The sequence below is a fragment of the Pseudonocardia abyssalis genome (genome assembly GCF_019263705.2).
GTDB lineage: Bacteria > Actinomycetota > Actinomycetes > Mycobacteriales > Pseudonocardiaceae > Pseudonocardia > Pseudonocardia abyssalis.
The window spans coordinates 3,771,495-3,796,735 of sequence record NZ_JADQDK010000001.1 but is presented as its reverse complement, the minus strand read 5'-3'; the positions used below and the strand labels follow the sequence as shown (position 1 = coordinate 3,796,735).

29 protein-coding genes and 1 tRNA gene are annotated in these 25,241 nt (G+C 75.4%); 19 read left to right on the top strand and 11 right to left on the bottom strand.

Annotated elements, in window-relative coordinates:
• The first annotated feature begins 30 nt into the window (after positions 1–30).
• Both I4I81_RS18435 and I4I81_RS18430 read left to right on the top strand, forming a co-directional pair.
• A complete protein-coding gene (locus I4I81_RS18435) occupies positions 31–540 on the top strand; it encodes a PH domain-containing protein (protein ID WP_218602732.1) in 510 nt (169 codons plus the stop codon).
• The gene (locus I4I81_RS18430) at positions 537–2,066 is read left to right on the top strand and encodes a PH domain-containing protein (RefSeq protein WP_218602731.1); all 1,530 of its coding nucleotides are present in this window, start codon (positions 537–539) and stop codon (positions 2,064–2,066) included. Before I4I81_RS18435 ends, I4I81_RS18430 begins: the two co-directional genes overlap by 4 nt.
• Here I4I81_RS18430 and I4I81_RS18425 read toward each other — a convergent pair.
• The 5 genes from I4I81_RS18425 to I4I81_RS18405 all read right to left on the bottom strand — a co-directional run bounded on the left by I4I81_RS18425 (position 2,057) and on the right by I4I81_RS18405 (position 4,614).
• Positions 2,057–3,421, bottom strand: coding sequence for an amidase (locus tag I4I81_RS18425; RefSeq protein ID WP_218602730.1), 1,365 nt, complete (start codon positions 3,419–3,421; stop codon positions 2,057–2,059). The two genes, I4I81_RS18430 and I4I81_RS18425, sit on opposite strands and share 10 nt — an antisense overlap.
• A 19-nt stretch (positions 3,422–3,440) precedes the next feature.
• Positions 3,441–3,791 carry a carboxymuconolactone decarboxylase family protein gene (locus I4I81_RS18420; RefSeq protein WP_218602729.1) on the bottom strand — a complete coding sequence of 117 codons (351 nt, stop codon included), beginning with the start codon at positions 3,789–3,791 and terminating at the stop codon, positions 3,441–3,443.
• A 12-nt stretch (positions 3,792–3,803) separates the two neighbouring features.
• Positions 3,804–4,052 (bottom strand): carboxymuconolactone decarboxylase family protein, encoded by a 249-nt coding sequence (locus I4I81_RS18415; protein WP_218602728.1) that lies wholly within the window; start codon positions 4,050–4,052, stop codon positions 3,804–3,806.
• Positions 4,053–4,089: 37 nt separating this feature from the next.
• Positions 4,090–4,185 (bottom strand) — tRNA-Sec (locus I4I81_RS18410).
• A gap of 15 nt (positions 4,186–4,200) precedes the next feature.
• Positions 4,201–4,614: an STAS domain-containing protein gene (locus I4I81_RS18405; protein WP_218602727.1), complete on the bottom strand. Its 414-nt coding sequence runs from the start codon at positions 4,612–4,614 to the stop codon at positions 4,201–4,203.
• A gap of 202 nt (positions 4,615–4,816) precedes the next feature.
• Between I4I81_RS18405 and I4I81_RS18400 the strand changes: the two genes are divergently transcribed.
• Positions 4,817–5,089: a DUF2795 domain-containing protein gene (locus tag I4I81_RS18400; RefSeq protein ID WP_218616215.1), complete on the top strand. Its 273-nt coding sequence runs from the start codon at positions 4,817–4,819 to the stop codon at positions 5,087–5,089.
• A 1-nt stretch (position 5,090) separates the two neighbouring features.
• On the opposite strand, the gene I4I81_RS18395 is transcribed toward I4I81_RS18400, so the two are convergent.
• The gene (locus I4I81_RS18395) at positions 5,091–5,504 is read right to left on the bottom strand and encodes an acyl-CoA thioesterase (protein WP_218616214.1); all 414 of its coding nucleotides are present in this window, start codon (positions 5,502–5,504) and stop codon (positions 5,091–5,093) included.
• Between the two features lie 19 nt (positions 5,505–5,523).
• Here I4I81_RS18395 and I4I81_RS18390 point away from each other — a divergent pair, with 19 nt between their 5' ends.
• From I4I81_RS18390 to I4I81_RS18375, 4 genes are all read left to right on the top strand, one after another.
• Positions 5,524–5,958, top strand: a complete 435-nt coding sequence (locus I4I81_RS18390; protein WP_218606437.1) for an acyl-CoA thioesterase — start codon at positions 5,524–5,526, stop codon at positions 5,956–5,958.
• 117 nt (positions 5,959–6,075) lie between these two features.
• Complete coding sequence (locus I4I81_RS18385; RefSeq protein WP_218616213.1) at positions 6,076–6,786, top strand: ABC transporter ATP-binding protein; 711 nt, start codon at positions 6,076–6,078, stop codon at positions 6,784–6,786.
• A complete protein-coding gene (locus tag I4I81_RS18380) occupies positions 6,783–8,339 on the top strand; it encodes a sensor histidine kinase (protein ID WP_218616212.1) in 1,557 nt (518 codons plus the stop codon). Before I4I81_RS18385 ends, I4I81_RS18380 begins: the two co-directional genes overlap by 4 nt.
• Positions 8,336–10,660, top strand: a complete 2,325-nt coding sequence (locus I4I81_RS18375) for an FtsX-like permease family protein (protein ID WP_218616211.1) — start codon at positions 8,336–8,338, stop codon at positions 10,658–10,660. The genes I4I81_RS18380 and I4I81_RS18375 overlap by 4 nt, the downstream gene beginning before the upstream one ends.
• Here the strand turns inward: I4I81_RS18375 and I4I81_RS18370 are convergent.
• Positions 10,647–11,024, bottom strand: coding sequence for a response regulator (locus tag I4I81_RS18370; RefSeq protein WP_218606354.1), 378 nt, complete (start codon positions 11,022–11,024; stop codon positions 10,647–10,649). The two genes, I4I81_RS18375 and I4I81_RS18370, sit on opposite strands and share 14 nt — an antisense overlap.
• A 6-nt stretch (positions 11,025–11,030) precedes the next feature.
• Positions 11,031–11,690, bottom strand: a complete 660-nt coding sequence (locus tag I4I81_RS18365) for a response regulator transcription factor (RefSeq protein ID WP_218606353.1) — start codon at positions 11,688–11,690, stop codon at positions 11,031–11,033.
• Between the two features lie 136 nt (positions 11,691–11,826).
• On the opposite strand from I4I81_RS18365, the gene I4I81_RS18360 reads away from it, so the two are divergent.
• From I4I81_RS18360 to I4I81_RS18345, 4 genes are all read left to right on the top strand, one after another.
• Positions 11,827–12,543 carry a hypothetical protein gene (locus tag I4I81_RS18360; protein WP_218616210.1) on the top strand — a complete coding sequence of 239 codons (717 nt, stop codon included), beginning with the start codon at positions 11,827–11,829 and terminating at the stop codon, positions 12,541–12,543.
• Positions 12,544–12,625: 82 nt separating this feature from the next.
• Positions 12,626–13,561 carry a patatin-like phospholipase family protein gene (locus tag I4I81_RS18355; RefSeq protein ID WP_218604813.1) on the top strand — a complete coding sequence of 312 codons (936 nt, stop codon included), beginning with the start codon at positions 12,626–12,628 and terminating at the stop codon, positions 13,559–13,561.
• Complete coding sequence (locus I4I81_RS18350) at positions 13,558–14,817, top strand: competence/damage-inducible protein A (protein WP_218604812.1); 1,260 nt, start codon at positions 13,558–13,560, stop codon at positions 14,815–14,817. The genes I4I81_RS18355 and I4I81_RS18350 overlap by 4 nt, the downstream gene beginning before the upstream one ends.
• A 16-nt stretch (positions 14,818–14,833) precedes the next feature.
• A complete protein-coding gene (locus tag I4I81_RS18345; RefSeq protein WP_218604811.1) occupies positions 14,834–15,226 on the top strand; it encodes an MmcQ/YjbR family DNA-binding protein in 393 nt (130 codons plus the stop codon).
• Here I4I81_RS18345 and I4I81_RS18340 read toward each other — a convergent pair.
• The gene (locus I4I81_RS18340; protein ID WP_218604810.1) at positions 15,220–15,699 is read right to left on the bottom strand and encodes a mycothiol transferase; all 480 of its coding nucleotides are present in this window, start codon (positions 15,697–15,699) and stop codon (positions 15,220–15,222) included. The genes I4I81_RS18345 and I4I81_RS18340 overlap by 7 nt on opposite strands.
• Before the next feature lie 85 nt (positions 15,700–15,784).
• Between I4I81_RS18340 and I4I81_RS18335 the strand changes: the two genes are divergently transcribed.
• Positions 15,785–16,543, top strand: coding sequence for a dienelactone hydrolase family protein (locus I4I81_RS18335; protein WP_218604809.1), 759 nt, complete (start codon positions 15,785–15,787; stop codon positions 16,541–16,543).
• Positions 16,544–16,638: 95 nt separating this feature from the next.
• On the opposite strand, the gene sodN is transcribed toward I4I81_RS18335, so the two are convergent.
• Positions 16,639–17,049 carry a superoxide dismutase, Ni gene (gene sodN / locus I4I81_RS18330; RefSeq protein ID WP_267461551.1) on the bottom strand — a complete coding sequence of 137 codons (411 nt, stop codon included), beginning with the start codon at positions 17,047–17,049 and terminating at the stop codon, positions 16,639–16,641.
• A gap of 80 nt (positions 17,050–17,129) precedes the next feature.
• Here sodN and I4I81_RS18325 point away from each other — a divergent pair, with 80 nt between their 5' ends.
• From I4I81_RS18325 to I4I81_RS18295, 7 genes are all read left to right on the top strand, one after another.
• Positions 17,130–17,444, top strand: a complete 315-nt coding sequence (locus I4I81_RS18325; protein ID WP_226363448.1) for a S26 family signal peptidase — start codon at positions 17,130–17,132, stop codon at positions 17,442–17,444.
• 104 nt (positions 17,445–17,548) lie between these two features.
• A complete protein-coding gene (locus I4I81_RS18320; protein WP_226363447.1) occupies positions 17,549–19,135 on the top strand; it encodes an ABC transporter substrate-binding protein in 1,587 nt (528 codons plus the stop codon).
• Positions 19,132–20,115: an ABC transporter permease gene (locus tag I4I81_RS18315; protein WP_226363446.1), complete on the top strand. Its 984-nt coding sequence runs from the start codon at positions 19,132–19,134 to the stop codon at positions 20,113–20,115. The genes I4I81_RS18320 and I4I81_RS18315 overlap by 4 nt, the downstream gene beginning before the upstream one ends.
• 129 nt (positions 20,116–20,244) lie before the next feature.
• Positions 20,245–21,171 carry an ABC transporter permease gene (locus I4I81_RS18310; protein WP_226363445.1) on the top strand — a complete coding sequence of 309 codons (927 nt, stop codon included), beginning with the start codon at positions 20,245–20,247 and terminating at the stop codon, positions 21,169–21,171.
• A 5-nt stretch (positions 21,172–21,176) separates the two neighbouring features.
• Positions 21,177–22,133 (top strand): ABC transporter ATP-binding protein, encoded by a 957-nt coding sequence (locus tag I4I81_RS18305; RefSeq protein WP_226363444.1) that lies wholly within the window; start codon positions 21,177–21,179, stop codon positions 22,131–22,133.
• 98 nt (positions 22,134–22,231) lie between these two features.
• Positions 22,232–22,888: an ABC transporter ATP-binding protein gene (locus I4I81_RS18300; protein WP_218616209.1), complete on the top strand. Its 657-nt coding sequence runs from the start codon at positions 22,232–22,234 to the stop codon at positions 22,886–22,888.
• Positions 22,889–22,949: 61 nt separating this feature from the next.
• The gene (locus I4I81_RS18295; protein WP_225924628.1) at positions 22,950–24,110 is read left to right on the top strand and encodes an FIST signal transduction protein; all 1,161 of its coding nucleotides are present in this window, start codon (positions 22,950–22,952) and stop codon (positions 24,108–24,110) included.
• On the opposite strand, the gene I4I81_RS18290 is transcribed toward I4I81_RS18295, so the two are convergent.
• Positions 24,107–25,240: an epoxide hydrolase family protein gene (locus tag I4I81_RS18290; protein ID WP_218605655.1), complete on the bottom strand. Its 1,134-nt coding sequence runs from the start codon at positions 25,238–25,240 to the stop codon at positions 24,107–24,109. The two genes, I4I81_RS18295 and I4I81_RS18290, sit on opposite strands and share 4 nt — an antisense overlap.
• Position 25,241: the final 1 nt, after the last annotated feature.

Genomic DNA, 25,241 nt, shown 5'->3' with positions numbered 1-25,241 from the left:
GTCGTCCACCGCGGCGGGCACGGTGGACGCATGACCTCGGTCCCGACGTCCGGAGCCCCGCATCTGCGGCTGCGCGCCCCCGCCCACCACGTCGATCCCCGCGCGATCACCTGGTGGCGCCTGCAGGACGCCTTGATCTGGGGTGCGGTGCTGGTCGCCGTCGGGGTGGTGCTGGTGTTCTGGCGGCCCGGGTGGCTGGTGGCGCTGGAGGTCGCGGTGGCGGTCCTCGCGGTCGTCGACGTCGTCGTGGCGCCCCCGATCCGCTACGCCCGGCACCGCTGGGAGAGCACCGCCGTCGCCGTCTACGTGCGGGAGGGCGTGTTCGTCGAGGACTGGCGCGTGGCCCCGCTCTCGCGGGTGCAGACCGTGGACACCCAGCGCGGGCCGCTGCAGCAGTGGCTCGGCCTCTCGACGGTGACGGTCACGACGGCGTCGACCGCGGGCGCGCTGAAGATCAAGGGGCTGGACCGGGACGCCGCGGTGGAGCTGGTGGAGCGGCTCACCGCGGCCACGGAGGCGACTCCCGGGGACGCGACGTGACGGTCACCGGCGCGCCGCCCGTCACCGACTGGCGGCGGCTGGACCGCCGCTCGATCTGGGTGGAGGCGGTCAAGCCGGGGGGCGGGCTGCTCCTGGCCGGCGCCGTGGCCGTCACGTTCCGGGGCTGGGACCGCGTCGGCTGGATCGAGCCGACGATCGGCGCGGTGGTGGTGGTCGGGATCCTCGTGCTGAGCGCGTGGGCCTGGGCCACGACGACGTATCGCGTCACGGCCACGCACGTCGAGCTGCGCAGCGGGCTGCTGGTGCGGTCCGCGCGGTCGGTGCCGCGCGACCGGCTGCGGTCGGTCGACCTGACCGTCGACGTCGTGCACCGGGTGGCGGGGCTCGCCGTCGTCGCGATCGGCACGGGGCGCCAGGGTGGGGAGTCCGATGACGAGCTGAAGCTGGAGTCGGTGTCGACGGCGGAGGCCGAGCGACTGCGGTCGGTGCTGCTCGTCCGGGAGGCGGCACCGGTGGGCGCCCCGGCCGACCACCGCGCCCCGCTCGCGGAGTTCGGAGCGTCCTGGGTCCGACTGGCCCCGCTGTCGCTCGCCGGGCTGGTGGCGATCGGCGTGCTGGCGGCGGCGCTCGGGCAGTTCCGCGACGCGATCGACTACGAGGCGCTGTGGGGGTCGGGCCCGGTGCGGTCGGCCGTCGCGTGGGCCGGGGGAGTGGCGCCGCCGCTGCTCGCGCTGCTGGTGATCGGCGGCCTGCTGCTGCTCAACACCGTCCTGTCGACGGTGCTCTACGTCGTGTCCTACGGCGGCTTCCGGCTGGTCCGCGACGACGACCGGACCCTGCGCCTGACCTACGGCCTGCTCACGCAGCGGTCGGTGACGATCGAGGAGGCGAGGATCCGCGGGGTCCGCGTCGACGAGCCGCTGCTGCTGCGGCTCGGTGGGGGAGCGAAGGCGAAGATCGTGGCCGCGGGGCTCGGGGTGCAGGACTCCGAGGGCAACGAGAAGCGCGACTCGGACCTGCTGCTGCCCGCGGTGCCCGTCGCGCTGGCGCACCGGGTCACGGCCGACGTCCTCGGCGCCGCGTCCTCGCCCGCCGCGGTGGCGCTGCGCAGGCACCCGGCCGCGGCACTGCGGGTGCTGCTCCTGCGGTGGGTGCCGGTGTCGCTGCTGCCGGCAGTGGGGCTCGCGGTGCCCGCGCTGCTCGGGGTGTTCCCGCACTGGCCGTGGCAGCTCGCGCTGGCTCTGGTGCCGCCGGCAGTGGCCGGGGCCGTGCTGGAGTTCGGCAACCTCGGGCACGCGCTGTCGGGGGCGTTCCTGGTGGCCCGGAGCGGGTCCGGGGTGCGGCGCACCGCCGTGGTGCGCCGCGACGGCGTCATCGCCTGGCGGTTCCGGCGCACCGTGCTGCAGCGCCGTCCGCGCCTGCTGTCGGTGACGGCCGCGGTGGCGGCCGGGAAGGGCGCCCACACGATCGCCTACGCCGACCAGGACGAGGTGCTGAGGGTCGCCGCCGATGCCGTGCCCGGCCTGCTGGCGCCGTTCCTCGAGCCCGACCCGGCTCAGGCGTAGATACGGGGTGCGGCGGCGCCCGCCATCGGGACGACCTGCCGCTCCAGGCGGGCGGCGGCGGTGAGCAGGGCCGCCTCCGAGCCGGGGCGCCCGACGAGCTGCACCCCGACCGCCCGGCCGCCGATGACGACGGGCGCCACCATCGCCGGCAGCCCGGCCAGGTTCCAGGCCTGGGTGAACGGCACCTGGCGGGTCTGCTCCAGCAGGGTGCGGGTGTAGCCGCGGCCGTGCAGGGACCCGGCGCGCGGTGCCGGCCCGGCGACGGCGGGGCCGATCATCAGGTCGTAGCCGCCGTCGTCGAGCCAGGCGACCATGCGGTCGCGCCACGCGCGGCCCGCGTGCACCCCGGGGCGGGCCCGGCGGCCCCGCCGGGCGACGGACGCGGTGCGCGGCTCGACGTCGTCGGGGTCGAGGCCGAGCGCCGCGAGGTCCTGCGCCACCCCGGAGTGCCACCGGCGCATCCACTGCGTGGCCAGGCCGCGCGGGTAGGGCGGGTCGTCGAGCACGACGGTCGCGCCGCCGGGGCCCGTGCGCAGGCGGGCGGCGGCGCCGACGGCGGCGGCGCGGTGATCGGGGTGCAGCCGCCCGATCGGCGACGGCACGCGCAGCGACAGCACGATCCGCGACGGGCCCCGGTCGCCGAGGACGACGGGCGCCCCGCTCAGCACACCCAGCATGATCGCGGCGTCCTGCGCGGTGCGGGCGAGCGGTCCGACGGCGGTCAGCCCGTTCCAGTGCTCGGTCAGCCTGCCCGGGAGCGGGACGACGCCGTCGCCCGGCTTCATGCCGACGAGCCCGCAGTACGCGGCCGGGATGCGGATCGACCCGCCGCCGTCGGTGCCCAGCGCGAGCGCGGCCATCCCCGCGGCCACCGCGGCGGCACTGCCCCCGCTCGACCCGCCCGGGTCCGACGACCCGTCGAGCGGGTTGCGGGTGGTGCCCAGCTCGGAGTGGGTGAAACCCCAGATCGCCAGCTCCGGCATCCGGGTCTTCCCGACGACGATCGCGCCCGCTGCGCGCAGCCGCTTGACCAGGTCGTCGTCGCGCCGGGCGGGTTCGGTGGAGGTGGCGGCACTTCCGTGCCGGGTGGGGTAGCCGGCGACGTCGACGCAGTCCTTGACGGCGACCGGCACGCCGGCCAGCGGCAGCGCGAAGCGGTCGGCGCGGGAGTCGACGCCCTCCGCCTCGGCGAGCACGCGGCGGGGATCGACGACCTCGAACGCGCCGACGTGGGCGTCGTGCGCCTCGATCCGGGCGAGGTGGGCCCGGGCCACGTCGACGGCGCTGCTCCAGCCGTCGTGCACGCGCGCCGCGATCTGCGCCGCGCTCGAAGACGTGAGGTCGTCCGGGTCCATCGGCTCACGATCCCACTGATCAGGGGTTATCGGCCACCGACCCGCCGGGTGGCGGTGGTAACCGAACGGGGCAGACCGCGCCGAGCAGCTCCTCGGTGTCGCCGTCGACGTCGGTGTGGAACGTCGCGTGGAAGCGGTTGATCATGTTCGACATGCCGACCGTGAAGCAGATCTCGATGATCTGCTTCTCGGTGAAGTGCTCGAGCAGGCTCGCGTACAGCTCGTCGGTGATGGGGTCGAGCCGGCTCGACGCCCGCGCGTAGCGGACGATCGCGGCCTCGTCCGGCTCGTACACGCCGTCCGGGAGGGGGTCCGCGCCGATCAGTGCGAGCTTCTGCTCGGTCAGTCCGGTGGCCCGACCGGCCACCACGTGGGTCGGGATTCAATAGTGGCAGTCGTTGGCGACCGAGGCGCCGAGGTAGGCCAACTCGCTCTGCGCGGGCGTCAACGAGTTGCGGAAGTAGGCCGCCGAGCCGAACTGCAGCAGCCCCTCGAGCACCTCGGGATGGTTGCCGACGGCCCGGTAGACGTTGAGCGTGCGGCCACGCAGTTCACGGACCCGGCCGAGCAGGGCCCTGGCGTGCGGGTCGGCACCGGGGTCGTCGGGGTCGACGAGCGGGAGTCGAGGCATGGCCGAACGGTAGGGCCGGGCCGGTGATCGCGCCGGGTGGCGGAGGCGGACGGGAATCGAACCCGCCTGGCCGAGATGCTCGGCCACGTCGGTGTTGAAGACCGCGGGGGCCACCAGGCACCCTCACGCCTCCCCGGACCCCGGGGGATCAGGCGCTGACGTCGAGCGCCTCCGGCACGCCGTCGGCCGTGTCGAACAGCGTGAGCAGACCCGTGGCCTGCAGGGCGCGGGTGACGATGCGCGATCCGCAGACCAGGCGCAGCCGGTGGCCGCGACGGTCGGCGTCGTCCTTCGCCGCGACCAGGACGGCGAGCCCGGCGGAACCGAGGAACGAGACGTCGGTCAGGTCGAGCACCAGCAACGGCACGGCCGCGATCTGCTCGTCGAGCTGGGAACGCAGCAGCGGGGCCGTCAGGGTGTCGACCTCGCCGACCACGTGGACGACGGTCGCGCCCTCGCCGTGGGCGACCACGTCGAACCGGATGACCTCGCCGACGTCGCCGGCATCCTCGGAGAGTCCGGGACCGGACACCCCGTCGTCGACGGGGGGATCGCCACTCATGCGCACCGGCTCCTCGAGGTGATCGCGGATCGCGGACTGGAAGCGCGGACTGTGTTCTCAACCGCCGGCCAACCCTACGACCGGCCCAGGACGCGCACAACATCACCCCCCGTCACCGGTTCGGAGCAATCCCCCGTTTGCCAGAATGTGATGTTGGGTACACCTGAGGAGGTACAGTCGATGGTGCGGAAGGAGCACGACGATGCCCGAGGGAACTCCGGTCGACATCCAACGGATCCGGCACGTGCTCGCCGGGGTCGCGTTCCCGGCGGCCAAGTGGCAGCTGATCATCCACGCGGAGGACTACGGCGCCGACGCGTCCACCCGCACCGAACTCTGGGGTCTGCCCGCGGGCACCTACGACGGTCTCGGTGCGGTCGTCGCCGCGCTGGGGTGGGCCGCGCCCCCGCCGCGCCGCGAGTACCGCCCCACCCCGCCCGTGCAGGCCGCGGCGCAGGACCGGCCGCCGCTCTGAGCTACCGCCCCTGGTCGCCGCCGCTGGTGAGAGCCGCGCGCAGGTCGTCCGGCCACGGGGACGGCCGTCCCGACCCCGGGTCCACGAGCACGGTCGACAGCGTGCCGCGGGCGGCGGTCCCGTCGCCGCGGAGAACGGCGAACGCGTAGCGCGCGGACGTCGTGCCGACGTGCTCGACGGCGATGTCGACGTCGTCGCGGAAGTACAACCGTGCGGTGAAGTCCACCGTCGCGTTGACGCGGGGCTCGCGCCCGAACGTCCGCTCCGCGATGCCGAGGCGCTCGTGCAGCACGGTCTCGGCCTGCTCGGCCCAGTGCAGGACCGCCGTCCAGTGGTGGTGCCCGGCGGCGTCGGTCTGGGCCCACTCGACCCGGCGCCGGATCCGCACCCGGGCCGGGTCCTGCATCTGCGTCATGGCCGGAGATCATGCCCGTATGGCTTCCTCCTCCGTGCGCCCCTTCTCCGTGCGGGTCGGCGTGCGCAGCTACGAGCTCGACATGAACGGGCACGTCAACCACGCCGTCTACCACCAGTTCGGCGAGCACGCCCGCAGCGAACTGCTCGCCGCCGCGGGCTGCTCGTTCGGCCGGATGATCGAGCACGGCATCGGCATCGTGCTGCTGGAGACCCGTGTCCGGTTCCTGCGCGAGATGCGCCACGGCGACGAGGTGGACGTCGACTGCCGCCCGGCGTTCTCGGAGCGCCGCGTGTTCACGATGGACAGCACCCTGCGGCGCTCCGACGGCGTCGTCGCCGCGGAGATCGAGGGCGTCATGGGGCTGCTGGACCAGAGCACGCGCCGGTTGGTGGCCGACCCCGGCACCCGGCTGCGCGACCTGGCGACGGACCCGGCGGTCCTCGGTCTCTGACCGGGGGTAACGCCGCGGGCGCACGGTCCGACCATCCGCCGGGGTGGTGCTACCACCACCCCCGCAGTGGGGTCAGGGGGCCGGTGCCCCGAACGTCGCGTTCCTAGGGTGGTCCGCGTGGAGGATCCGACGGGGCCCGCGCTCGTGGTGCGCGGGCTGCGCAAGACCTACGGGGCGGGCGGGTCCTCCGAGGTGGCGGTGCGCGCCCTGCGCGGTGTCGACCTGACCGTCGAGCGCGGCGAGTTCGTCGCACTGATGGGTCCGTCGGGCTGCGGGAAGTCGACGCTGCTGCACCTCGTAGCCGGACTCGACGGCGCCGACGAGGGCGAGGTGGAGCTGGCCGGCACCCGGGCCGACGACCTCGGGGCCGCCGCGCTCGCCCGGCTGCGCCGCCGCCACGTCGGGCTGGTGTTCCAGTTCTTCCACCTCGTCGAGCACATGTCGGCGCTGGAGAACGTGGCGCTGGCCGCGCTGGTCGCCGGCGAGAAGCCGGCGCGGGCGGGGCAACGGGCGCGCGACCTGCTCGACACGCTCGGTCTGCTCGACCGCTCCGACGAGCTGCCGGGCGCCCTGTCGGGCGGGCAACGCCAGCGCGTCGCGATCGCGCGGGCGCTGGCCAACCGTCCGACGGTCCTGCTCGCCGACGAGCCCACCGGCGCGCTCGACTCCGACGGTCAGGCCGAGGTGCTCGACCTGTTCGGGCGCCTGCACGACGCCGGGCAGACGATCCTCGTGGTCACCCACGCCCCCGAGGTGGCGGGCGCGGCACAGCGGGTGGTGCGGATGCGCGACGGCCGCGTCGTCGGCGACGGGCCGGGGGAACCGTGAGGCCGGGGGTCCGGGCGCGGTGGTCGCTGCTGGTGGCGGGGCTGCTGGTGGCGGCGGGCGTGCTCGTCGTCGCCGTCGCGGGGTCGCTGCTCGCCGGCGGCCCGCCGCTGCCGGTGGCCCTGGCCGTCGCGGCCGGGTGCGTGCTGCTGGGTGCGCTGGCCGGGGAGGTCCCGCCGCTGCGCCGCGCGAGCCCGACGGTGCTGGCGGCGGGGGCCGTCACGGGGGCGGTCGGGCTCGCCGCGGCCGTCGGCCTGCTCGTCGTGCCGCTCGTGCTCGGGCGCCTGCCGGTCGGGGCGGAGCGCGAGCTCGGTACGCCGCTGCTGGTGGGGGTCGCGGTGGCGGCCGTGCTGGCCCGGCCGCTGGCCCGCCGCGCCGCGCAGTCGGCCCGCGCCGCCCTTCACGGCACCCGCAGCTCCCCGGACGAGCTGCTCGACGCCGTCGCGGAGGGGGACGGTCCCGACGCCGACGACCTGCTGCGCCGCCTCGCCGAGTCGCTGCGCCGCGAGCACCGGCTCGCGCGCGTCGAGATCTGGTCGGTGAACGCGGGCGGCGACGGCGACGAGCTGGTCCGCACCCTCGCCGTACCCGCCGTCGCGGGGGATGCGGAACCGGAGCCGCTGGACGAGGCCGACCTGGCGCTGCTCGCCCGCGCGGGCGTCGGGGGGCCGGGGTGGCTGCGGCTGTGGTTGCCGAGGCTGCTGGAGGGGCGGGGTCCGGACACCCAGTTGCGGTTCGCACCCGCGGTGCACGCGGGGAAGGTGCTCGCGCTGATCGTCGTCGAGCGCACCGGCGACGCCGACGCCGTCACCGGCGCCGACGAGCGTGCACTCGGCGAGGTGGCGCGGCGGCTCGCGATCGTGCTCCGCAACCGCGCGCTGGACGAGGCGCTCACCGACACCCTCGCGGACCTGCGTCGCGCCAACACCGAGCTCCGGGCCTCCCGCGCGCGCCTGGTCAGCACGGCCGACGCGGAGCGCCGCCGCATCGAGCGGGACCTGCACGACGGCGCGCAGCAGCACCTCGTCGCGATCGCGGTCGGCCTGCGGCTGGTGCGCGACACCGCCGAGGAGGCGGGCAACGCGGCCGACGTCGAGCTGCTCGACGAGCTCGACCGCGGCGTCCGCGAGTCGATCTCCGCGCTGCGCGACCTCGCCCACGGCATCTACCCGCCCCTGCTGCGCGACGCCGGGCTGCCCGACGCGCTGCGCGCCGCCGCCGCCCGCAGCCCGCTTGCGGTGCAGGTGCGCGCGGCCGACGTCGGCAGGCACCCGGAGCCGGTCGAGGCCGCGGTGTACTTCTGCTGCCTGGAGGCCCTGCAGAACGCGGCCAAGCACGCCCCCGGCTCCGAGGTGGAGATCGGGATCGGCCGGCGCGACGGGCAGCTCGTCGTGGAGGTCGCCGACACCGGGCCCGGCTTCCCCGCGGGCGCGGCCCCGACCGGTGCGGGCCTGCAGAACATGGCCGACCGCCTCGGCGCCGTCGGCGGGTCGGTCCGCTGGGTATCCGCACCCGGCGTCGGGACGACGGTGACGGCGACGGTGCCGGTCGGATGAGCGCGATCCGGGCGGTGGCCCGCGCGGAGCTGCGTACCCGCCTGCGCCCACTGCTCGTGCTCGGTCTGCTGCTCGGGCTCGGCGGCGGGGCGGTGCTGGGGACCGTCGCACTCGCGCAGCGGACCGCGTCGGCGTACCCGCGGCTGGTCGAGGCGGTCCACCTCGACGACGCCCGCGTGGTCGTCCCCGACGACCAGCCCGACCTGACCGCGGCAGTGCCCGAGATGCCCGGGGTGGCGCGGGCCTGGACCACCGACGGCTGGGTCGCGCGGGTCGAGGGACCGGTGCTGCGTTACGTCTCCGTCGGCGCGGGGGTCGACCAGCCGCCCGGCCTCGTCGACCCGGTCGTCCTCGACGGGCGGTTGCCCGCCCCCGCCGCACCCGACGAGCTGCTCGTCGGGGAGCCGTTCGCGGAGATGTCCGGGCTGGGGGTCGGTGACCGGTTGACCCTGAAGCTCCTGACGCTGGAGGAGATCTCGCAGTTCGCGGTCGGGTTCGGTGAGCCCGATGGGTCGACGGCCGAGATGGAGGTCGTCGGCGTCGCCCGGATGCCGTACTGGGGCGGCGCGCTGTCGAACGTCCTCGCCGGGCCCGCGTTCGCCCGCGCGTACGGCGCGGACGCCGCGATCCACCCCACGTTCGTCCGGCTCGACGGTGCCCCGGGGGCGGCCGAGGCGTTCTCGGCGGCCTTCACCGAGGCGGTCGCGCAGGCGCCGCCGTCGATCGTCGGGACGTACCTGCCGGCCCGGATCGAGCTGCCGCGCGCCCAGGTCGACCCGGCCGTGGCCACCGCGGAGCGCGTGCTCACCACCGGCCTCGCCGTCGTCGCGCTGGTGCTTGCCGGCGGGGTGCTGCTCGTGGTCGGGCAGGGGCTGGCGCGCCACCACGGGTCGTCGCGCGCCGCGCAGCGCGTCGAGTCGGCGCTGGGTCTCACCGCGGGCGGCCGGGTCGGTGCGCGCCTGCTCGCCGCCGTCCCGGCCGCGGTGGTGGCGGCGCTGTGCGGGGGTGCGGTCGCGCTCGCGTCCGGTCGGTTGCAGCCGCTGGGCAGCCAGGCGCGCTTCGAGCCGACGCCGGGCCACCTGGCGCCGTGGGGCGTCGCGCTCGTCGGCGCCCTGCTGCTCGGCGTGGTGTTCCTGCTGCTCACAGCGGTCGCCGCCGGGGCGGCGGGCCGACCGCGGCGGGTCCGGGCCACCGTGTCCGGCGGGCCACGGTGGTGGCTGCCGAGCAGTCCGGCGCTGCGCCTCGGGATCGCGCTGCGGGGTGGGCGGCGGCGTCGCGGGGTCGCGGTGCTCGGTGCGGCCGCCGTCGTCGCCGGGGTGGTGGCGGGGGTGACGTTCGGCGCCGCGCTGCAGCGGTTGGTCGACACCCCCTCGCGCTACGGCCAGCAGGCCGACCTGTCCCTGATCGACGCCCGCGAGCCCGACATCGCCCGGCTCGTCACCGACCCCCGCGTCGCGGCGCTCGACGTGATGACCAGCGCCGACGTCGTCACCGCGGCGGGGCAGCCGTTCAAGGCCGTCGCGCTGGACCACCGGCTCGGCCGCATGCCGGTCGAGACGCCGTCCGGGCGCGCGCCGGAGCGGCCGGGGGAGATCGCGGTCGGGCCCCGCCTGGCGGAGCGGCTCGGCGTGGTCGCCGGCGACGTCGTCGACGTGGCCGCGCCGGGTGGCGGCACCGTCGCGCTCACGGTCACGGGCATCGTCGTCGTGCTCTCCGAGGACACGGGGGAGGTCAGTGCGCTCGGCGAGGTCGCGCTCGTCACGCCCGACGAGCTCCCCGCGATCGCCGGCGGCGAACCGCTGGTCGGGGCGTACCTGCGGGCCGCGCCGGGCCAGGCCGGCCCGCTGTTCGAGGAGCTGTCGCGCGACCTCGAGGTGTTCCTCGCCGAGACCCCGGACGAGATCCGCAATCTCGCCGACCTCGTCGCACTGCCCGAACTGCTCGCACTGGGTCTCGCGCTCGTCGGGGCGGCCGGGTTGGTGCACGCCGTGACCACCGGGGTCCGGCGCACCGCGCCGAGCCTCGCCGCGCTCGCCGTGCTGGGCGCGACGCCGCGCCAGGTGTGCGCCGCGGTCGTCGTCATGGCCGCGTCGATCGTGGTGCCCGCGTTGCTGGTCGGGGTCCCGCTGGGGCTGGCCGTCGCGCGGCTGCTGTGGTGGGAGGTGGCCACGTCCACCGGCGTGGGCGGCGACGTCGCGCTGCCCGTCGGGCCGCTCGTCGCGATCGGGCCGGTCGTGCTTCTGGCGGCCGTCGCCGCCGCGGTCCGGCCGGCGCTGCGGGTGGCGCGGACGGCTTCGGCCGCGGTGCTCAGGGAGGGCTGAGGGTGTTCTCCCAGACCGCCCGCAGCGTCGACGGGCGCAGTTCCTCCTTGTGCAGGTAGGCGGCGACCCCGGGGCGGTCGAGGGGGAACGGCAGGTCGGCGCGGGCGTAGCTGGAGCACAGCACGACGACGGTCCGCGGCGCCCGTTCCACGATCCGCGCCGCGGCCTCGACGCCGTTGATGCCGGGCAGGCGGACGTCGAGCAGGACGAGGTCGGGGAGCAGCGTCGCGGCGAGGTCGACGGCCTCCTCGCCCGTACCCGCCTCGCCGACCAGCAGGAACCCGGGCGTCCGGGTGAGCACTGCGGCGGCGGCCAGCCGGAACGGTCGCTGGTCGTCCACCACGAGCACCCGCACCGGGTCCATCGGGGGTCAGTTCCTCTGCAGGTACACGAGCACCGCGCTGACGCGGCGGTTGAGGTCGCGCTCCTCGGACAGCCCGAGCTTGGAGAAGATCGAGTTCGTGTGTTTCTCGATCGCACGCTCGGAGAGCACCAGCGTCGCGGCGATCGCGGCGTTGCTCTTGCCCTGCGCCATCTCGCCGAGCACCTCCAGCTCGCGCGGGGTGAGCCGGTCGAGGTCCGACGGCGCCGCGCGGTTCGCCGCGACCAGGCCCTCGACCACCGTCGGGTCGATCACCGATCCGCCCGCGGCCACCCGGCGGATCGCCTCGGCGAGCTCGTCGCCGTCGGCCACGCGCTCCTTGAGCAGGTACCCGCGGCGCGCGGTGCCGCCGTCGAGCAGCGTGAGCGCGTAGGACGCCTCGGCGTACTGGCTCAGTACGAGCACCCCGATCTCCGGGTGCTCCTCGCGCAGCCGCGTGGCCACCGCGATGCCCTCGTCGGTGTGCGTCGGGGGCATCCGGATGTCGGTGACGACGACGTCGGGCCGCTCCCGGTCGACGAGCGCGGTGAGCGCGGGGAGGTCGGCCGCCGCGCCGACGAGGCTGAGGTCCTCGGCGGCGGCGACGAGCCGGACGAGCCCCGCACGCAGGAGGGCGTTGTCCTCGGCAAGGACGACTCGGGTCTGCACGCGACGAGCGTAGGACGCCGGGCCCACCGGTACCGGGGTGCTGGCACCACTCCTGATCGGCCAGGGAACACCGGTCCGCCGGTGGCCCGGCCGCGGCAGCCTTCCCCCATCCACCCGACCCACCGAGGAGCAGCCCATGACCGCCGCCACCGCCCCCGCCGCGACCTTCCCCGCCGACGTCCCCGTCGCCCCCGCCACCCGCTTCCGCCGCCGCGCCGTCGGTGCCGCGGGGGTCGTCGGCGGCCTGCTCACCGCCGCCGGGTTCGCGACGACGAACTGGGAGACCTCCACCGGCACGCTCGCCTACCTCGACTCCCTGGTGGCCGACCCGATCCGCAGCCAGGTCGCCGCATTGCTCCTGCACTACGGCTACATGGGCATCGTCCCGGTGCTGCTGGCGCTGGCGGTGATGACCAGACGCCGCCACCGGGTCGCGGGCAACGTCGGGTTCGGGTTGGCCGTCGGCGGGGCGCTGGCCCTGCCCGGGCTGCTCGTCACCGACTTCTACGACATGGCGATCCGCCGGACGCTGCCCGCCGACCAGGCCGTGGCGACCTCCGACGCGGCGCAGGCCCTGCCACTGGGCGGGTTCCTGGGCGGACCGCTGATCATGGCGACGTTCGTCGGCATGACCGTGCTGGGGCTCGCCGCCTGGCGCGCCGGGTTCTTCCACTGGGCGCCCACGCTGCTGATCCCGTTCGCACTGGTGTTCCCGATCGTCGTCCCGATCGGCGTGGTGCAGGGCATCGGCCAGGGGATCGCGCTGGGCGTGTTCCTGCTCGCCGTCGGGATCACCGTGCTGCGGATGACGGACCAGGAGTGGGTCAGCGGCACGCGGGGAGCCGGCCGCTGATCCGCTCCGCCCCGCCCCGCCCCGCGCAGGCCCGGACCGCACGGTCCGGGCCTGCGTACGTGTCGTGCCCTACTCTCCGCCCGTGACGGGCCCCTTCCTCCGCGGCGACCTCGACGTGCTCCGCGTGCTGCTCGACCGGCGCGGCACCCGGCCCGGTGCCCGGACAGACCCGCACCGCGTCGCGCTCGTCGTCGGCGGGGGCGGGATGCGCGGGGCCTACGTCGCCGGGATGCTGCACGCCCTGGACCGTGCGGGCCTGCGCGAGGCGTTCGACGAGGTCTACGGGGCGTCGTCAGGCGCGGTGTCGGCGGCGTCGTTCCTCACCGGCCGCGCCGACGCGGGGGCGGCCGCGTTCCCCGAGGACCTCGCTTCCTCCGCGTTCATCGACCTGCGCCGCCTCGCCACCGGCCGACCGGCGGTGTCGATCGACCACCTGATCGACACCGTGCTCGGCGGCACGAAGCCGCTGCCGTGGGAGGTGCTGCGTGACGGCCCGGTACCGCTGCACGTCGTCGCGACCGACGCGGCCGACCTGCAGCCGCACGTCCTCACCGGCCTGAGGACCGTCGAGGACTGGCAGCGGGCCCTGCGGGCCACCGCGGCCATCCCGCTGCTCGCCGGGCCGCCGGTGGAGCACGGCGGGCGCCGCTGGGTCGACGGCTCGGTCGGCGAGCCGCTGGCGACGGCGCGGGCCCTGCGCGGCGGCGCGACGCACGTGCTCGTGCTGGTCTGCCGTCCGGAGTCGGAGATCCACGCCGTGTCCGACCTCTCGCTCTGGGCCCGCACCCTCGACGTCCTCGTCCCCGGCCTCGGCACCCTCGCGCAGGGCATCCGCCGCTACGACCTGCGCCTCGTCACCGACGCCGCGCACCCCGACCGGGGCCCCGGGCACCTGCTGGCGCTCGGCCCGTCGCGGGCGGCGGGAATCGCCGCGCTGTCCACCGACCCCTCCCGGGTCGCCGAGGCGGTCGAGGTGGGCGACGCGTCGGCGCAGGCGGCGGTAGCGTCGCTGGCATGAGTGGATCAGTGGGTCGGCCGCGCGCCGCGGTCGTCGTCACCGGGAGCGAGCTGCTCACCGGGGCGATCTCCGACAAGAACGGGCCGTGGGTCGCCGAGCGCCTCGGCGAGCTGGGGTTCGAGGTGTCGCACGTGCTGATCGTGGGCGACCGGCCCGCCGACCTCGCCGACGCGCTGGAGTTCGTCCGGGGCGCGTCGCTCGTCGTCACCAGCGGGGGGCTCGGCCCCACCGCCGACGACCTGACGGGCGAGGTCGTCGCGTCGTTCGCCGGTGTCCCGCTGGAGCTCGACGAGCCGATGCGCGCGCACATCGCCGAGATCCTCGCGGCGTGGGCGCGGCGCACCGGCTTCGACGGTCCCGCGCTGGAGGAGGCCAACCGCAAGCAGGCGATGGTGCCGCGCGGGGCCACCGCGCTCACGCCCGTCGGCACCGCGCCCGGGCTGGTCGTGACGGTGCCGGAGGGGCCGGTTGTCGTCGTGCTGCCGGGCCCGCCGCGTGAGCTGCAGGGGATGTGGCCCGCCGCGCTCGCGTCCGCCCCCGTCGCGGACCTACTGGCGACCGTGCCCGCCGCCCGGTCGCGCTCGCTGCGCTACTTCGGGCTGCCCGAGTCGGAGATCGCCGCCACCCTGCGCGAGCTGGACACGACCGGCGTCGAGGTCACGACCTGCCTGCGCCGCTCGGAGCTGGAGGTCGACCTGCGCCCGGAGCCGGGTGTGTCGACCGACGCACTCGCCGACGCGCTGATCGCCGCGCACGGGCGGCACCTCGTCAGCGCCGACGGCACGAGCACCGACGAGCTGGTCGCCGCCGGCCTGCTCGACAAGGGGTGGACCGTGGCGACGGGGGAGTCGTGCACCGGCGGGATGCTGGCGTCTCGGCTGATCGACCGGGCCGGGTCGAGCGCGTACGTGGGCGGCGGCGTCGTCGCGTACTCCAACGCGGCGAAGACCGCGCTGCTCGGCGTCCCCGCGGAGCTGATCGCGGAGCACGGGGCGGTGTCGCCGGAGGTCGCCAGGGCGCTGGCCGACGGTGCGCGCGAGCGGTTCGACGCCGACATCGGCATCGGGATCACCGGGGTGGCGGGGCCCGGCGGCGGTACCGACGCCAAGCCCGTCGGCTACGTCTGCTTCTGTGTCACCACCGCCGACGGCGTGGTGCTCGCCCGCGACCCCCGCCTGCCCGGCAGCCGCTCCGACGTGCGCGAACGGTCCACCGACACCGCGATGCACCTGCTGCTGCGGGCCGTGCGGGGCTGACGGGTCCGGGGCCGACGTGGAGGAGTACCTCGGGCCGGTGCGGGCGGTCTGCGCGGGCCTGCCCGAGGCCTACGAGGAACCGGCGTGGCACGGCGTCCGGTGGCGGATCCGGAGGAAGACCTTCGCCCACCTGCTCCCGATCGACGCAGGACGCCCGCCTGCCTACGCCCGCGCGGCCGGCACCGACGGCCCGGCGGTCGTGCTGACGTTCTCGTCCTCCGGGCCCGAGCTCGCCGCCCTGCACCACGTCGGCCCGCCGTTCTTCGCCGCGCCGTGGGGGTCCGCGATCGTCGCCATGGTGCTGGCCCCGGACGTCGACCACGCCGAGCTGGCCGAGCTGCTGACCGAGAGCTTCTGCGTGCACGCCCCGCGCACCCTGGCCGAGCGGGTGCGGGCCGGGTCTCAGTGAGCGAGGACCTGCTCGCGCAGGATGTCGGCGTGCCCGCAGTGGTGGGCCAGCTCGCGCAGCACCTGCAGGTAGACCCAGCGCAGCGTGCGCGGCCCGGACCGGTGCCCGGTCACGACGGCGTCCAGGGCCAGGTCGGCCACCGCCGCCCGGGCCGTCGCGCACGCGGCCCGGTGGGCGGCCAGCACCGAGGCGACCGTGTCGTCGTCGGTGAGCCGGAAGGACTCCTCCGGGCTCGACACCAGGCCGAGGGCGCGGCGGGACGTGCCGCCGACGCACTCCTCGAACCACACCCGCTGCATCCACGTGAGGTGCGTGAGCAGGCCGAGCAGCGTCGTCGACGACGGGACGAGGCGGCGGCGGGCCTGCTCCTCGGTGAGCCCGTCCACGGTCGCCTCGACGGCGCTGCGGTACTCCTCGACGAACGCGTCGAGCTGCGTGCGCTCGTCGTCCAGCCGCACGTCGGCCGTGCCCATCCGCGTCTCCTCCCACCCGGTCCCGCGTTCCGCCGGCGGTGAACACCGGCTCGGTGGCCCTCGACGACCCCTACCGTCGCATCCCATGACGGTCACGACGCGCACGGTCGAGTATCCCGCCGACGGGCTCACGATGGTCGGGCACCTCGCCCTGCCCTCCGGGGCCGACCGCAGGCCCGCGGTCCTGATCGGGCCGGAGGGCCCGGGGCTCAACGACTTCCAGCGCCGCCGGGCCGATGCGCTCGCCGAGCTCGGCTACGTCGCGCTGGCCTTCGACATCCACGGCGGCCGGTGGTTCGCCGACCCCGAGGAGATGCTCGCGCGGTGCCTGCCGCTGCTCGCCGATCCCGAACGGATGCGGGGCATCGGCCACGCCGCCCTCGATGTGCTGCTGGCCGAGCCCCGGACCGACCCCGACCGGATCGCCGCCATCGGCTACGGCACGGGCGGCGCGATCGCACTGGAACTCGGGCGCGACGGCGTCGGGCTGCGGGCGATCGGGACGGTCAACGGGCTGATCACGGGCCGACCCGGCGAGGCGGAGCGCATCGGGTGCCCGGTGTGGGCCGGGGTGGGGTCGGAGGACCCGATCCAGCCGCCCGCGCAGCGCGACGCGTTCGCGGCCGAGATGCAGGCCGCGGGGGTCGACTGGCGCGTCACGGTCTACGGCGGCGCCGAGCACGCCTTCCACCACCCGCCCACCGCCCCGGACGGCTCGCTGTGGGCCGACGGCTCGTACGGGCAGACCGTCCTGCCGGGCGTCGGGTATCACGCTCGGCAGGCCGCGAGGGCCTGGCGCGACGTCGTCGAGCTGCTCGCCGAGTGCCTGCCCGTGCCGGGCTGAGCCGCCGGGTCCTCGGGCGCGGGCCACCCGGGGACGACGAACGGCGCCGCCCGGCGGAACGAGTCCGCCGGTCGACGCCGTCGAGGGCCCGAGGATCAGGCGGCGGCCTTGGTCTCCCAGAAGATCTTGTCGATCTGGGCGATCAGGTCGAGGAGCTCCTGGCCGGAGGCCGGGTCGTTCGACGCCTTGGTGCCCGAGGCACCCGCGGCCTTGGTGGCCTTGTTGAACAGCTCGTGCAGCTCCGGGTACTTCTCGAAGTGCGGCGGCTTGAAGTAGTCGGTCCACAGCACCCAGAGGTGGTGCTTGACCAGGTCGGAGCGCTGCTCCTTGATGTCGATGGCCCGCGCGCGGAAGGCGGGGTCGTCGTTGCCCTGGTACTTCTCCTGGATGGCCTTGACGGACTCGGCCTCGATGCGCGCCTGGGCCGGGTCGTACACGCCACAGGGGAGGTCGCAGTGCGCGGTGGCTTCCAGCCGCGGACGGAGAATACGGGACAGCATCTGTATGGGGTCCTTCCTCGTTCGATGATCGATCTCGTTCTGTCACCCTACTCCCGGGACGTTCCCGGAACGGCGAGGAGATATGCGTGGACCGTTGGCGACGGGTCGCGGTCCGCGGTCCCTCGATGTCCCCGACGGTCCGCGACGGCGACGTCCTGCTGGTCCGGTTCGGCGCGGCGCCTGCACCGGGTGACGTGGTGCTGGTGCGCTGGTCAGCGCGTCCGCAGCAGCTGTCGGTGAAGCGGGCGGTGCGCCCCGACGGCGACGGCTGGTGGGTGCTCGGGGACAACCCCGACGGCTCCACGGATTCGCGCACACTGGGGCCCGCGGACGTGGTCGGGATCGCTTCTGCGCGAATGTGGCCGCGGCCCGGCCGGCTGCGCGGGAAACCGCATCTCTGACGTTTCAGCCACCCCTTCTTCATTGCCATTGTATGGCGTTAAGGCTTGCTTCAGCCCAGCGGTGCTTCTTGCCTATCAGTGGCAGATGCGTCTACCGTCCGCCCGTGATCAGACGCGTCCTGACCGTCCTCGGTGTCCTGCTCGTCGGGTTCTCGGCGGCCTGCGCCGCACCGACCGCGCCGGGGGGTGCGGCCGGTGCGGACGGCACCGCCATGGTCCTGGCCGACGGCTACGAGCCCGAGAGCCTGCACCCGCTGCTCGGCTACGGGGTGGAGGGCGCGTCGAAGTTCTACGACGGCCTGCTCGCGCACGACGCCGACCGCCGACTGCAGCCCGCGCTGGCCTCGGCGCTGCCGACGACCGCGGCCGACGGCCTGTCGGTGACCGTCCCGCTGCGCGCCGGCGTCACCTTCCACGACGGCTCCGCGTTCGACGCCGACGACGTCGTCGCCACCTACCGCGCGCTGCTGGACCCGGCGTTCGCGTCGTCGGTCCGCTCGGACTGGGTGACGCTCGCGGCCGTCGAGAAGCTCGACGCGCAGACCGTCCGCTTCGACCTCGCCGGTCCCGACGCCGCGTTCGCGCACCGCCTGACGCTGGGGATCGTGCCCGCGGAGGCCGTCACCGCCCCGGCGCCCGCGGAGGAGTCGCCGCTCTCGGCGCAACCCGTCGGCACCGGGCCGTACACGCTCGCGCAGTGGCGGCGCGGCGAGTCGATGGAGCTGACGGCCAACCCGTCGTACTGGGGCGGGGCGCCCGCCGTCGAGCGGATCACGATCGTCTTCGCGGTCGACGACAACACCCGCGCGCAGCGGCTGCGCTCCGGTGAGTTCGACGGCACCGTGCTGCCGCCGGCCCTGGCGCAGACGTTCGAGGGGTCGGAGTACACGGTCCGCGACCACCCGTCGGCCGACTACCGCACGGTCACCCTGCCGACCGCGAACCCGATCACCGCCGACCCGGCGATCCGGATGGCCCTCAACCACGCCGTCGACCGCCAGGGCATGATCGACGCGCTGTTCGCCGGCCGCGGGTCGCCCGCGTCGAACCCGATCCCCGAGGTGCTCTCGGAGTACAGCGAGCCCGCCGCGCAGTTCACCTTCGACCGCACCAGGGCCGGGCAGATCCTCGACGCGGCGGGCTGGGTCGCCGGTCCGGACGGCACCCGCGTCCGCGACGGGGTGCCCGCCCGGTTCACGCTGATGTACCCGGCCACCGACACGATCCGCCGCGACCTCGCGCAGGGCTTCACCTCCGACGCCCGCGCCGTCGGGATCGACGTGGCGCTGGAGGGACTGGGCTGGGAGGCGATCGAGCCGCGGATGGGCGCCGACGCGCTCGTGCTCGGCGGCGGCTCGCCGTTCGACCCCGACCTCGTCAGCTACCCGCTGCTGCACAGCTCGTACGCCGGCGACGGGTTCAACAACCCGGCGTCGTACGTGAACCCGGCGGTCGACGCCGGGCTGGACGCGGCCCGCCGGGCGCTGGACCCGGCCGAGCGCGTCGCGGCGGTGAAGCAGTGGCAGCGCGACTACGCGGCCGCCCCCGGCTTCGTGTTCCTCACCTTCCTCGACCACTCCTACGTGGCGCGCGACGAGTGGGACGGCTACGAGCAGGTCGTCGACCCGCACACGCACGGCACGACGTGGGGTCCGTGGTGGAACGTCGAGGACTGGACGCCGCGGGCGTGACGACCCGGACCCGCGAGATCGGGTGGCTCGTCGCCCGCCGTCTCGCGTTCGCCGTCCCGGTGGTGGTGGTCGTCGCCGTCGGGGTGTTCCTGCTGGCCGCGGCGTCGCCGTTCGACCCGGTCTACCAGTACTACGGCGTCGACGTGTTCACCGCGACCGAGGCCGACCTCGCCGCGACCCGCGCCCGTCTCGGGCTCGACGACGGCGTGTTCCAGCAGCTGGGGCGGTGGCTGTCCGGGGTGCTGACGGGGGACCTCGGAACCAGCCGCTCGTTCCGGCAGCCGGTGGGCCGGGTGATCGCGGAGCGGCTGCCGTGGACGTTGCTGCTCGTCGTCGTCGGACTGCTCGTCGCGGTGGTGCTCGCGCTGGTGGCCGGCACGGTCGCGGCGTGGCGGCAGGGCGGTGCGTTCGACCGGGTCGTCACCGGGATCGGGCACGCGATGGAGGGCATCCCGCCCTTCGTACTGGCCCTCGTCGCGATCGCGGTGTTCTCCCTCGGGCTGGGCTGGCTGCCGGTCGCGGGACTCACCGACGCCGGAGCGCCCGCGACGTTCGACCAGGTGGCGCGGCACCTCGTGCTGCCCGCGCTGGTGCTCGGGGTGTCGCAGACGCCGTGGCTCGTCCTGCACGTGCGCGGCTCGCTGCTCGGTGCACTCGGCGAGGACCACGTGTCGGGGGCGCGGGCGCGGGGGCTCCCGGAGCGGACCGTCGTGCTGCGGCACGCCCTGCCCACGGCCCTGCTGCCGTTCGTCACGCTGCTGGGCACGCGCATCCCCGAGCTGGTGACGGGAGCGGTCCTGGTCGAGACGGTGTTCTCGTGGCCGGGACTCGCCGAGGCGGTGGTGACGGCCGCGCTCGCCGTCGACTTCCCGATGCTGGCCGCGATCTCCGTCCTCGCGACGGCCGCGGTGCTGCTGGGCTCCCTGCTGGCGGACGTCGCGGTGGCGCTGGCCGACCCGAGGGTGACGGCCGATGGCTGACCCGCGAGTTTGCCACCGCCACTCGGCGAGTTTGCCGCAGGCGCACGCCGTCTTGGCCGTCGGCGTACGGGGCAGCGTGCACGAACGGCAGAGCCGACGTGCATCGTCGGCACACTCGCGGAGGTCGGTGTGAGCGCTGAGGTGCTGCTGGAGAAGGTCGACACCGCGGGACCGCGATGGCGGTCGGCCGCACGCGTCCGGGCCGGGACGACGCGTGGGCGGGCGGTGGGTGCGCGGGCGCGGGCGCGGCTCGTCGCGGGGGTGGGGTTGCTCGTCGCACTCGCGCTGGCCTCGGTGCTCGTCCCGTGGCTGGGCGGGCTCGACCAGCGGACCGTCGACTACACCGCGATCCGGCTGCCGCCGTCGTGGACCCACCCGTTCGGCACCGACTCCCAGGGCCGCGACCTGCTGCTGCGCAGCTTCGCGGGGCTGCAGGTGTCGTTGCTGGTCGCGGCGGTGTGCGCCGTCGTGTCGACGGTGCTCGGTGCGCTCTTCGGGGCCGTGTCCGGAGTGCTCGGCGGCTGGCCGGACCGGCTGCTGATGCGCGTGGTCGACACCGTCAACGCCGTGCCGCACCTGCTGCTCGGCATCGTCATCGTCGCGCTCTACCGCGGTTCGGTGCTCGCCGTCGTCCTGTCGATCGCCCTGACGCACTGGACGAGCGTGGCGCGGATCGTGCGCTCGGAGGTGCTGTCGCTGCGCGACCGGCCGTTCGTCGACGCCGCGATCTCCGGCGGTGCCTCGCGCCGGCGTGTGCTGTACCGGCACCTGTTGCCGGCGATCGTGCCGCAGGCCGCCCTGTCGACGGTGCTGCTGCTGCCGCACGCGGTGTGGCACGAGACCGCGCTGAGCTTCCTGGGTCTGGGGCTGCCCCCGCATCTGGCGAGCATCGGCAACATCCTGGGGGAGGGACGGGCCGCGGTGCTGCTCGGGAGCTGGTGGATCGTGACGTTCCCGGCGCTGCTGCTGGTGGCGTCCGCGCTGGCGGTGGCCGGGATCGCGGCCTGGTGGCGCGACCGCACCCTGCCGCGCCGCCGCTCGGAGCTGGGGCTGTGAGGGCCGTGAGCGGACAAGGTGGCGAGGATCTCCGCGCACCGGCAGCGCAGCTGCGGCTCGACTCCCTCACGGTGCGGTTCCGCCTGCGTGGCAGCGTCGTGAACGCGGTGAGCGACGCGACGTTCGACCTGCGACCCGGACGGTTGCTCGCACTGGTGGGGGAGAGCGGGTGCGGGAAGTCGGTGCTCGCCGCCGCGATCATGGGGCTGCTGCCGTCGAACGCCGAGGTCGCGGGCCGGGTCGAGCTCGACGGTGTTGACCTGCTCGACGCCCGCGAGCCCCACCTGCGCGACGTCGTCCGCGGCCGCCGCGTCGGGCTCGTCCCGCAGTCCGCCGCCACCCATCTGACACCCGTGCGCCGGGTCGGCCCCCAGCTCCTGGAGACCGTGCGGTCGCTCAAGCCCGGAGAGGGCATGGACACCGTGCACCGCCTCGCCGACGACGTCGGCCTCCCGCGGGAGATGCTCGACCGCTACCCGCACGAGCTCTCCGGGGGCACCGCGCAGCGCGTCGGAGTCGCGGCGGCACTGGCCGGTGACCCGCCCGTCCTGCTCGCCGACGAGCCGACCGCGGGCCTGGACCGCCCGCTCGTCGACCGCACCGTCGACCTGCTCGCCGACCTCGCCGCCCGCGGGCACGCCGTCCTGCTCATCACCCACGACCTGCGCGCGGCCCGCCGCGTCGCCACCGACGTGGCCGTGATGTACGCGAGCAGGCTCGTGGAGATCGGGCCGGCCGCGGACGTGTTCACCGACGCCTGGCACCCGTACACGCGCGGGCTGCTCGGCGCGCTGCCCGACCGCGGGTTCACCGCGATTCCGGGCCACCCGCCCGAGCTCAGCGACCTGCCGGGCGGCTGCGGCTTCGACCGCCGACGCCCCGACCTGCACACCTGCGTCCCCGACCCGACTCTGATCTGGCGCGGCGAGCGCGCCGTCGCGTGCGCGGAGGTGCCGGCGTGACCCCCTCCGCCGAGTTTGCCGATCCCGACCAGAGTGTTGGCCGGTGCGGCGCGGACGCGATCGGCCAAGACAGCGGGCGCGATCGGCAAACTCGCAGGGTGGGGGGTGCGGGGCTGCGGGCGGAGGGCGTCGTCGCGGGGTACCGGCGGGGCGTGCGGGTGCTCGACTCCGTCGACATCGCCGTCGTCCCCGGGGAGGTCGTCGGGCTGGCGGGCGCGAGCGGGTGCGGGAAGTCGACGCTCGCGCGGGTCCTCGCGCTGCTCATGGCCCCGTGGGCCGGGTCGGTCACGATCGACGGGCAGCGGGCCCGCGGCGTGCGCTACCGGGCCCCGCGCGAGCTGCGGACGGCGATCGGGGTGGTGTTCCAGCAGCCGCGCCTCTCGGCCGACCCCCGCCTGACGCTGGACGAGATCGTCGCCGAGCCGCTGCTCGCCACCGGCCGCGGGCGCGACGCGGAGTGGGAGTCCGAGCTGCACGGCCGCGTCGGGCTCACCGCGGAGCTGCGCGGGCGGCGGCCGCACGAGGTGAGCGACGGGCAGCTGCAGCGGGCCTGCGTGGCCCGGGCCCTGGTGCTGCGCCCGCGCTACCTGGTGTGCGACGAGATGACCGCGATGCTCGACGCGTCGACGACGGCCGCGCTGGTCGGCGTCGTCTCCGCGGAGGCGGAGCGGGGCACGGGCGTGCTGGCGGTGTCGCACGACGAGGAGCTGCTGGCCGTCTGGGCGGACCGCGTGGAGCGACCCTGGACCCCGTGACCGGGGGCCCGTCCGTCGCTCGGAACGGTGGACGGGCCCTGCTTCTGTGACCATGGGTGACATGACGCAGGCGGCTCGGCGGTTCGGGGACGGTCTCGCGGTCGGCCCGGACCTGGAGGGCGCGGCCGAGGTCGCCGTCGCGCAGGCCCTCGCCCCGCTCGGCGGAGCCGTCCCCGACCTGGTGTGGATCTTCGTCGCCCCGGGCCGCCTCGGCAGTGACGCCGCGGAGGCGGCCGGGCGGCGGGCGATGACCCTCGCCGGCGCCCGGACCAGCGTCGGAGGCACCTCCGGCGGAGTGATCGGCGACGGCCGTGGGGTCGAACACGGTCCCGCCGTCGCGGTCTGGGCGGCGGTGCTGCCCGGGGCCACGGTCCGTGCGGTGCGCCTCACCGCGGAGCAGTCCGAGGGCGGGGTGCGGATCGCCGGGCTGCCCACCGCGCGGTCCGACGACAAGGTCGCGGCGCTCGTCGTCGACCCGTACTCGTTCCCGGTCGGCGGCTTCCTGCAGCACGGCAACGCGGCGCTGCCCGGGTTCCCGATCGTCGGCGGGCTGACCGGTGCGCCGGGCGGGCCGGGGGCCAACCGGATGTTCCTCGACGGCGAGGTGCACGACCGCGGCGGCGTCGGCGTGGTGCTCGGCGGCGACGCGGGCGTGCGCACCGTCGTCAGCCAGGGGTGCCGCCCGATCGGGCCCGCGATGGTGGTGACGCGCGCCGATCGCAACGTGCTCCTCGAGCTGGCCGGGTCACCCGCCTACCGGCGCCTCGCCGAGATCGTGTCGGCGCTGCCGCCGGCCGAGCAGGAGCTGGTCGGACGCGGGCTGCACGTGGGCGTCGCGATCAACGAGTACGCCGACGACCACGGCCGCGGCGACTTCCTCATCCGCGGCGTCACCGGCGTCGACGAGACGGCGGGCGCGGTGTCGGTCGGCGAGCTCGTCGAGGTGGGGCAGACCGTGCGGTTCCAGGTACGCGACGCGGCCGGTGCGGGTGAGGACCTCGCGGAGCTGCTCGGCACCGAACCGGCCGCGGGCGCGCTGTTGTTCTCCTGCAACGGCCGCGGAACGACGATGTTCGAGACGGCGGATCACGACCCGGCGCTCCTGCGTCGCGTGCTGGGGGACGCGGGAGTCGCCGGGTTCTTCGCCGCGGGGGAGATCGGGCCGGTCGGTGGCCGCAACCACCTGCACGGCTTCACGGCGTCGGTGCTGACCTTTCGCTAGCGCAGCGTCCGGAAGAACGCGCGCAGCTCGTCGACGAAGATCTCCGGCTGCTCCATCGAGGGGAAGTGGCCGCCGACGTCGGGCTGGTGGAAGTGCCGGATGTCGGTGTAGCGCCGGGCCAGCCACGACCGCGGCAGCCGCCACAGCTCCTTGGGGAACAGGGTGATGCCGGTGGGCACCTCGACCGGGTCGAGCCTGCGGCGCTTGTAGCTCTCCCAGTACAGCCGCGCCGAGGACGCCGCGGTGCCGGTCAGCCAGTAGAGCATCACGTCGTCGAGCATCCGGTCGCGCGGGATGACGTTCTCCGGGGGGCCGGCGGAGTCGGTCCAGTCCCAGAACTTCTCCACGATCCACATGCACTGGGCGACCGGCGAGTCGAGCAGGCCGTAGCCCAGCGTCTGCGGCCGTGTGGCCTGGATGGCGGAGTAGCCGGCGCGGTGGGTCTCGAAGTAGCGCCGGTCGGTGAGCGCGGCCTCCTCGGCCTTCGTCAGCGGCGGCACCGCCCCGTCGGGCGGGCGCTGGGCCAGCGGCAGCGTGATGTGGATGCCGATGACGGACTCCGGCATCCCGGTGCCCAGTGCCGAGGTGATCATCGAGCCCCAGTCGCCGCCCTGCGCCGCGTAGCGGTCGTAGCCGAGGCGGTCCATGAGCTGCGCCCACGCCGTGGCGATGCGCTCCACGCCCCACCCCGACGTCGACGGCTTGTCGCTGAACCCGTATCCGGGCAGCGAGGGGATGACGAGGTGGAACGCGTCGCGGGGGTCCGGCGGGTCCACGAGGTCGTCGATCACGTCCAGGAACTCGATCACCGAGCCCGGCCAGCCGTGCGTGAGCAGCAGCGGCATCGCGTTCTGGTGCCTGCTGCGCACGTGCAGGAAGTGGACCTGGACGGAGTCGTCGCCCCCGCCGTCGAGCGGCGTGCGGAACTGCGGCAGCGCGTTGAGCTCGGCCTCGCAGCGGCGCCAGTCGTAGGCGCCGCCCCAGTGCTCGACGAGCTCGCGGGCGTAGTCCAGCGGCACGCCCTGCGTCCACCCGTCCACCGTGGACGCCTCGGGCCAGCGGGTGCGGGCGATGCGGTCGCGCAGGTCGTCGAGGTCGGCCTGGGGGATGTCGACGTGGAACTCGCGCATG

Excerpts from the sequence above, each read along its gene's own strand:
- I4I81_RS18435 (WP_218602732.1), top strand. The coding sequence starts at position 31 with ATGACCTCGGTCCCGACGTCCGGAGCCCCGCATCTGCGGCTGCGCGCC.
- I4I81_RS18425 (WP_218602730.1), bottom strand. The coding sequence starts at position 3,421 with ATGGACCCGGACGACCTCACGTCTTCGAGCGCGGCGCAGATCGCGGCG.
- I4I81_RS18415 (WP_218602728.1), bottom strand. The coding sequence starts at position 4,052 with ATGCCTCGACTCCCGCTCGTCGACCCCGACGACCCCGGTGCCGACCCG.
- I4I81_RS18405 (WP_218602727.1), bottom strand. The coding sequence starts at position 4,614 with ATGAGTGGCGATCCCCCCGTCGACGACGGGGTGTCCGGTCCCGGACTC.
- I4I81_RS18400 (WP_218616215.1), top strand. The coding sequence starts at position 4,817 with ATGCCCGAGGGAACTCCGGTCGACATCCAACGGATCCGGCACGTGCTC.
- I4I81_RS18395 (WP_218616214.1), bottom strand. The coding sequence starts at position 5,504 with ATGACGCAGATGCAGGACCCGGCCCGGGTGCGGATCCGGCGCCGGGTC.
- I4I81_RS18390 (WP_218606437.1), top strand. The coding sequence starts at position 5,524 with ATGGCTTCCTCCTCCGTGCGCCCCTTCTCCGTGCGGGTCGGCGTGCGC.
- I4I81_RS18375 (WP_218616211.1), top strand. The coding sequence starts at position 8,336 with ATGAGCGCGATCCGGGCGGTGGCCCGCGCGGAGCTGCGTACCCGCCTG.
- I4I81_RS18370 (WP_218606354.1), bottom strand. The coding sequence starts at position 11,024 with ATGGACCCGGTGCGGGTGCTCGTGGTGGACGACCAGCGACCGTTCCGG.
- I4I81_RS18360 (WP_218616210.1), top strand. The coding sequence starts at position 11,827 with ATGACCGCCGCCACCGCCCCCGCCGCGACCTTCCCCGCCGACGTCCCC.
- I4I81_RS18350 (WP_218604812.1), top strand. The coding sequence starts at position 13,558 with ATGAGTGGATCAGTGGGTCGGCCGCGCGCCGCGGTCGTCGTCACCGGG.
- I4I81_RS18340 (WP_218604810.1), bottom strand. The coding sequence starts at position 15,699 with ATGGGCACGGCCGACGTGCGGCTGGACGACGAGCGCACGCAGCTCGAC.
- I4I81_RS18335 (WP_218604809.1), top strand. The coding sequence starts at position 15,785 with ATGACGGTCACGACGCGCACGGTCGAGTATCCCGCCGACGGGCTCACG.
- I4I81_RS18295 (WP_225924628.1), top strand. The coding sequence starts at position 22,950 with ATGACGCAGGCGGCTCGGCGGTTCGGGGACGGTCTCGCGGTCGGCCCG.
- I4I81_RS18290 (WP_218605655.1), bottom strand. The coding sequence starts at position 25,240 with ATGCGCGAGTTCCACGTCGACATCCCCCAGGCCGACCTCGACGACCTG.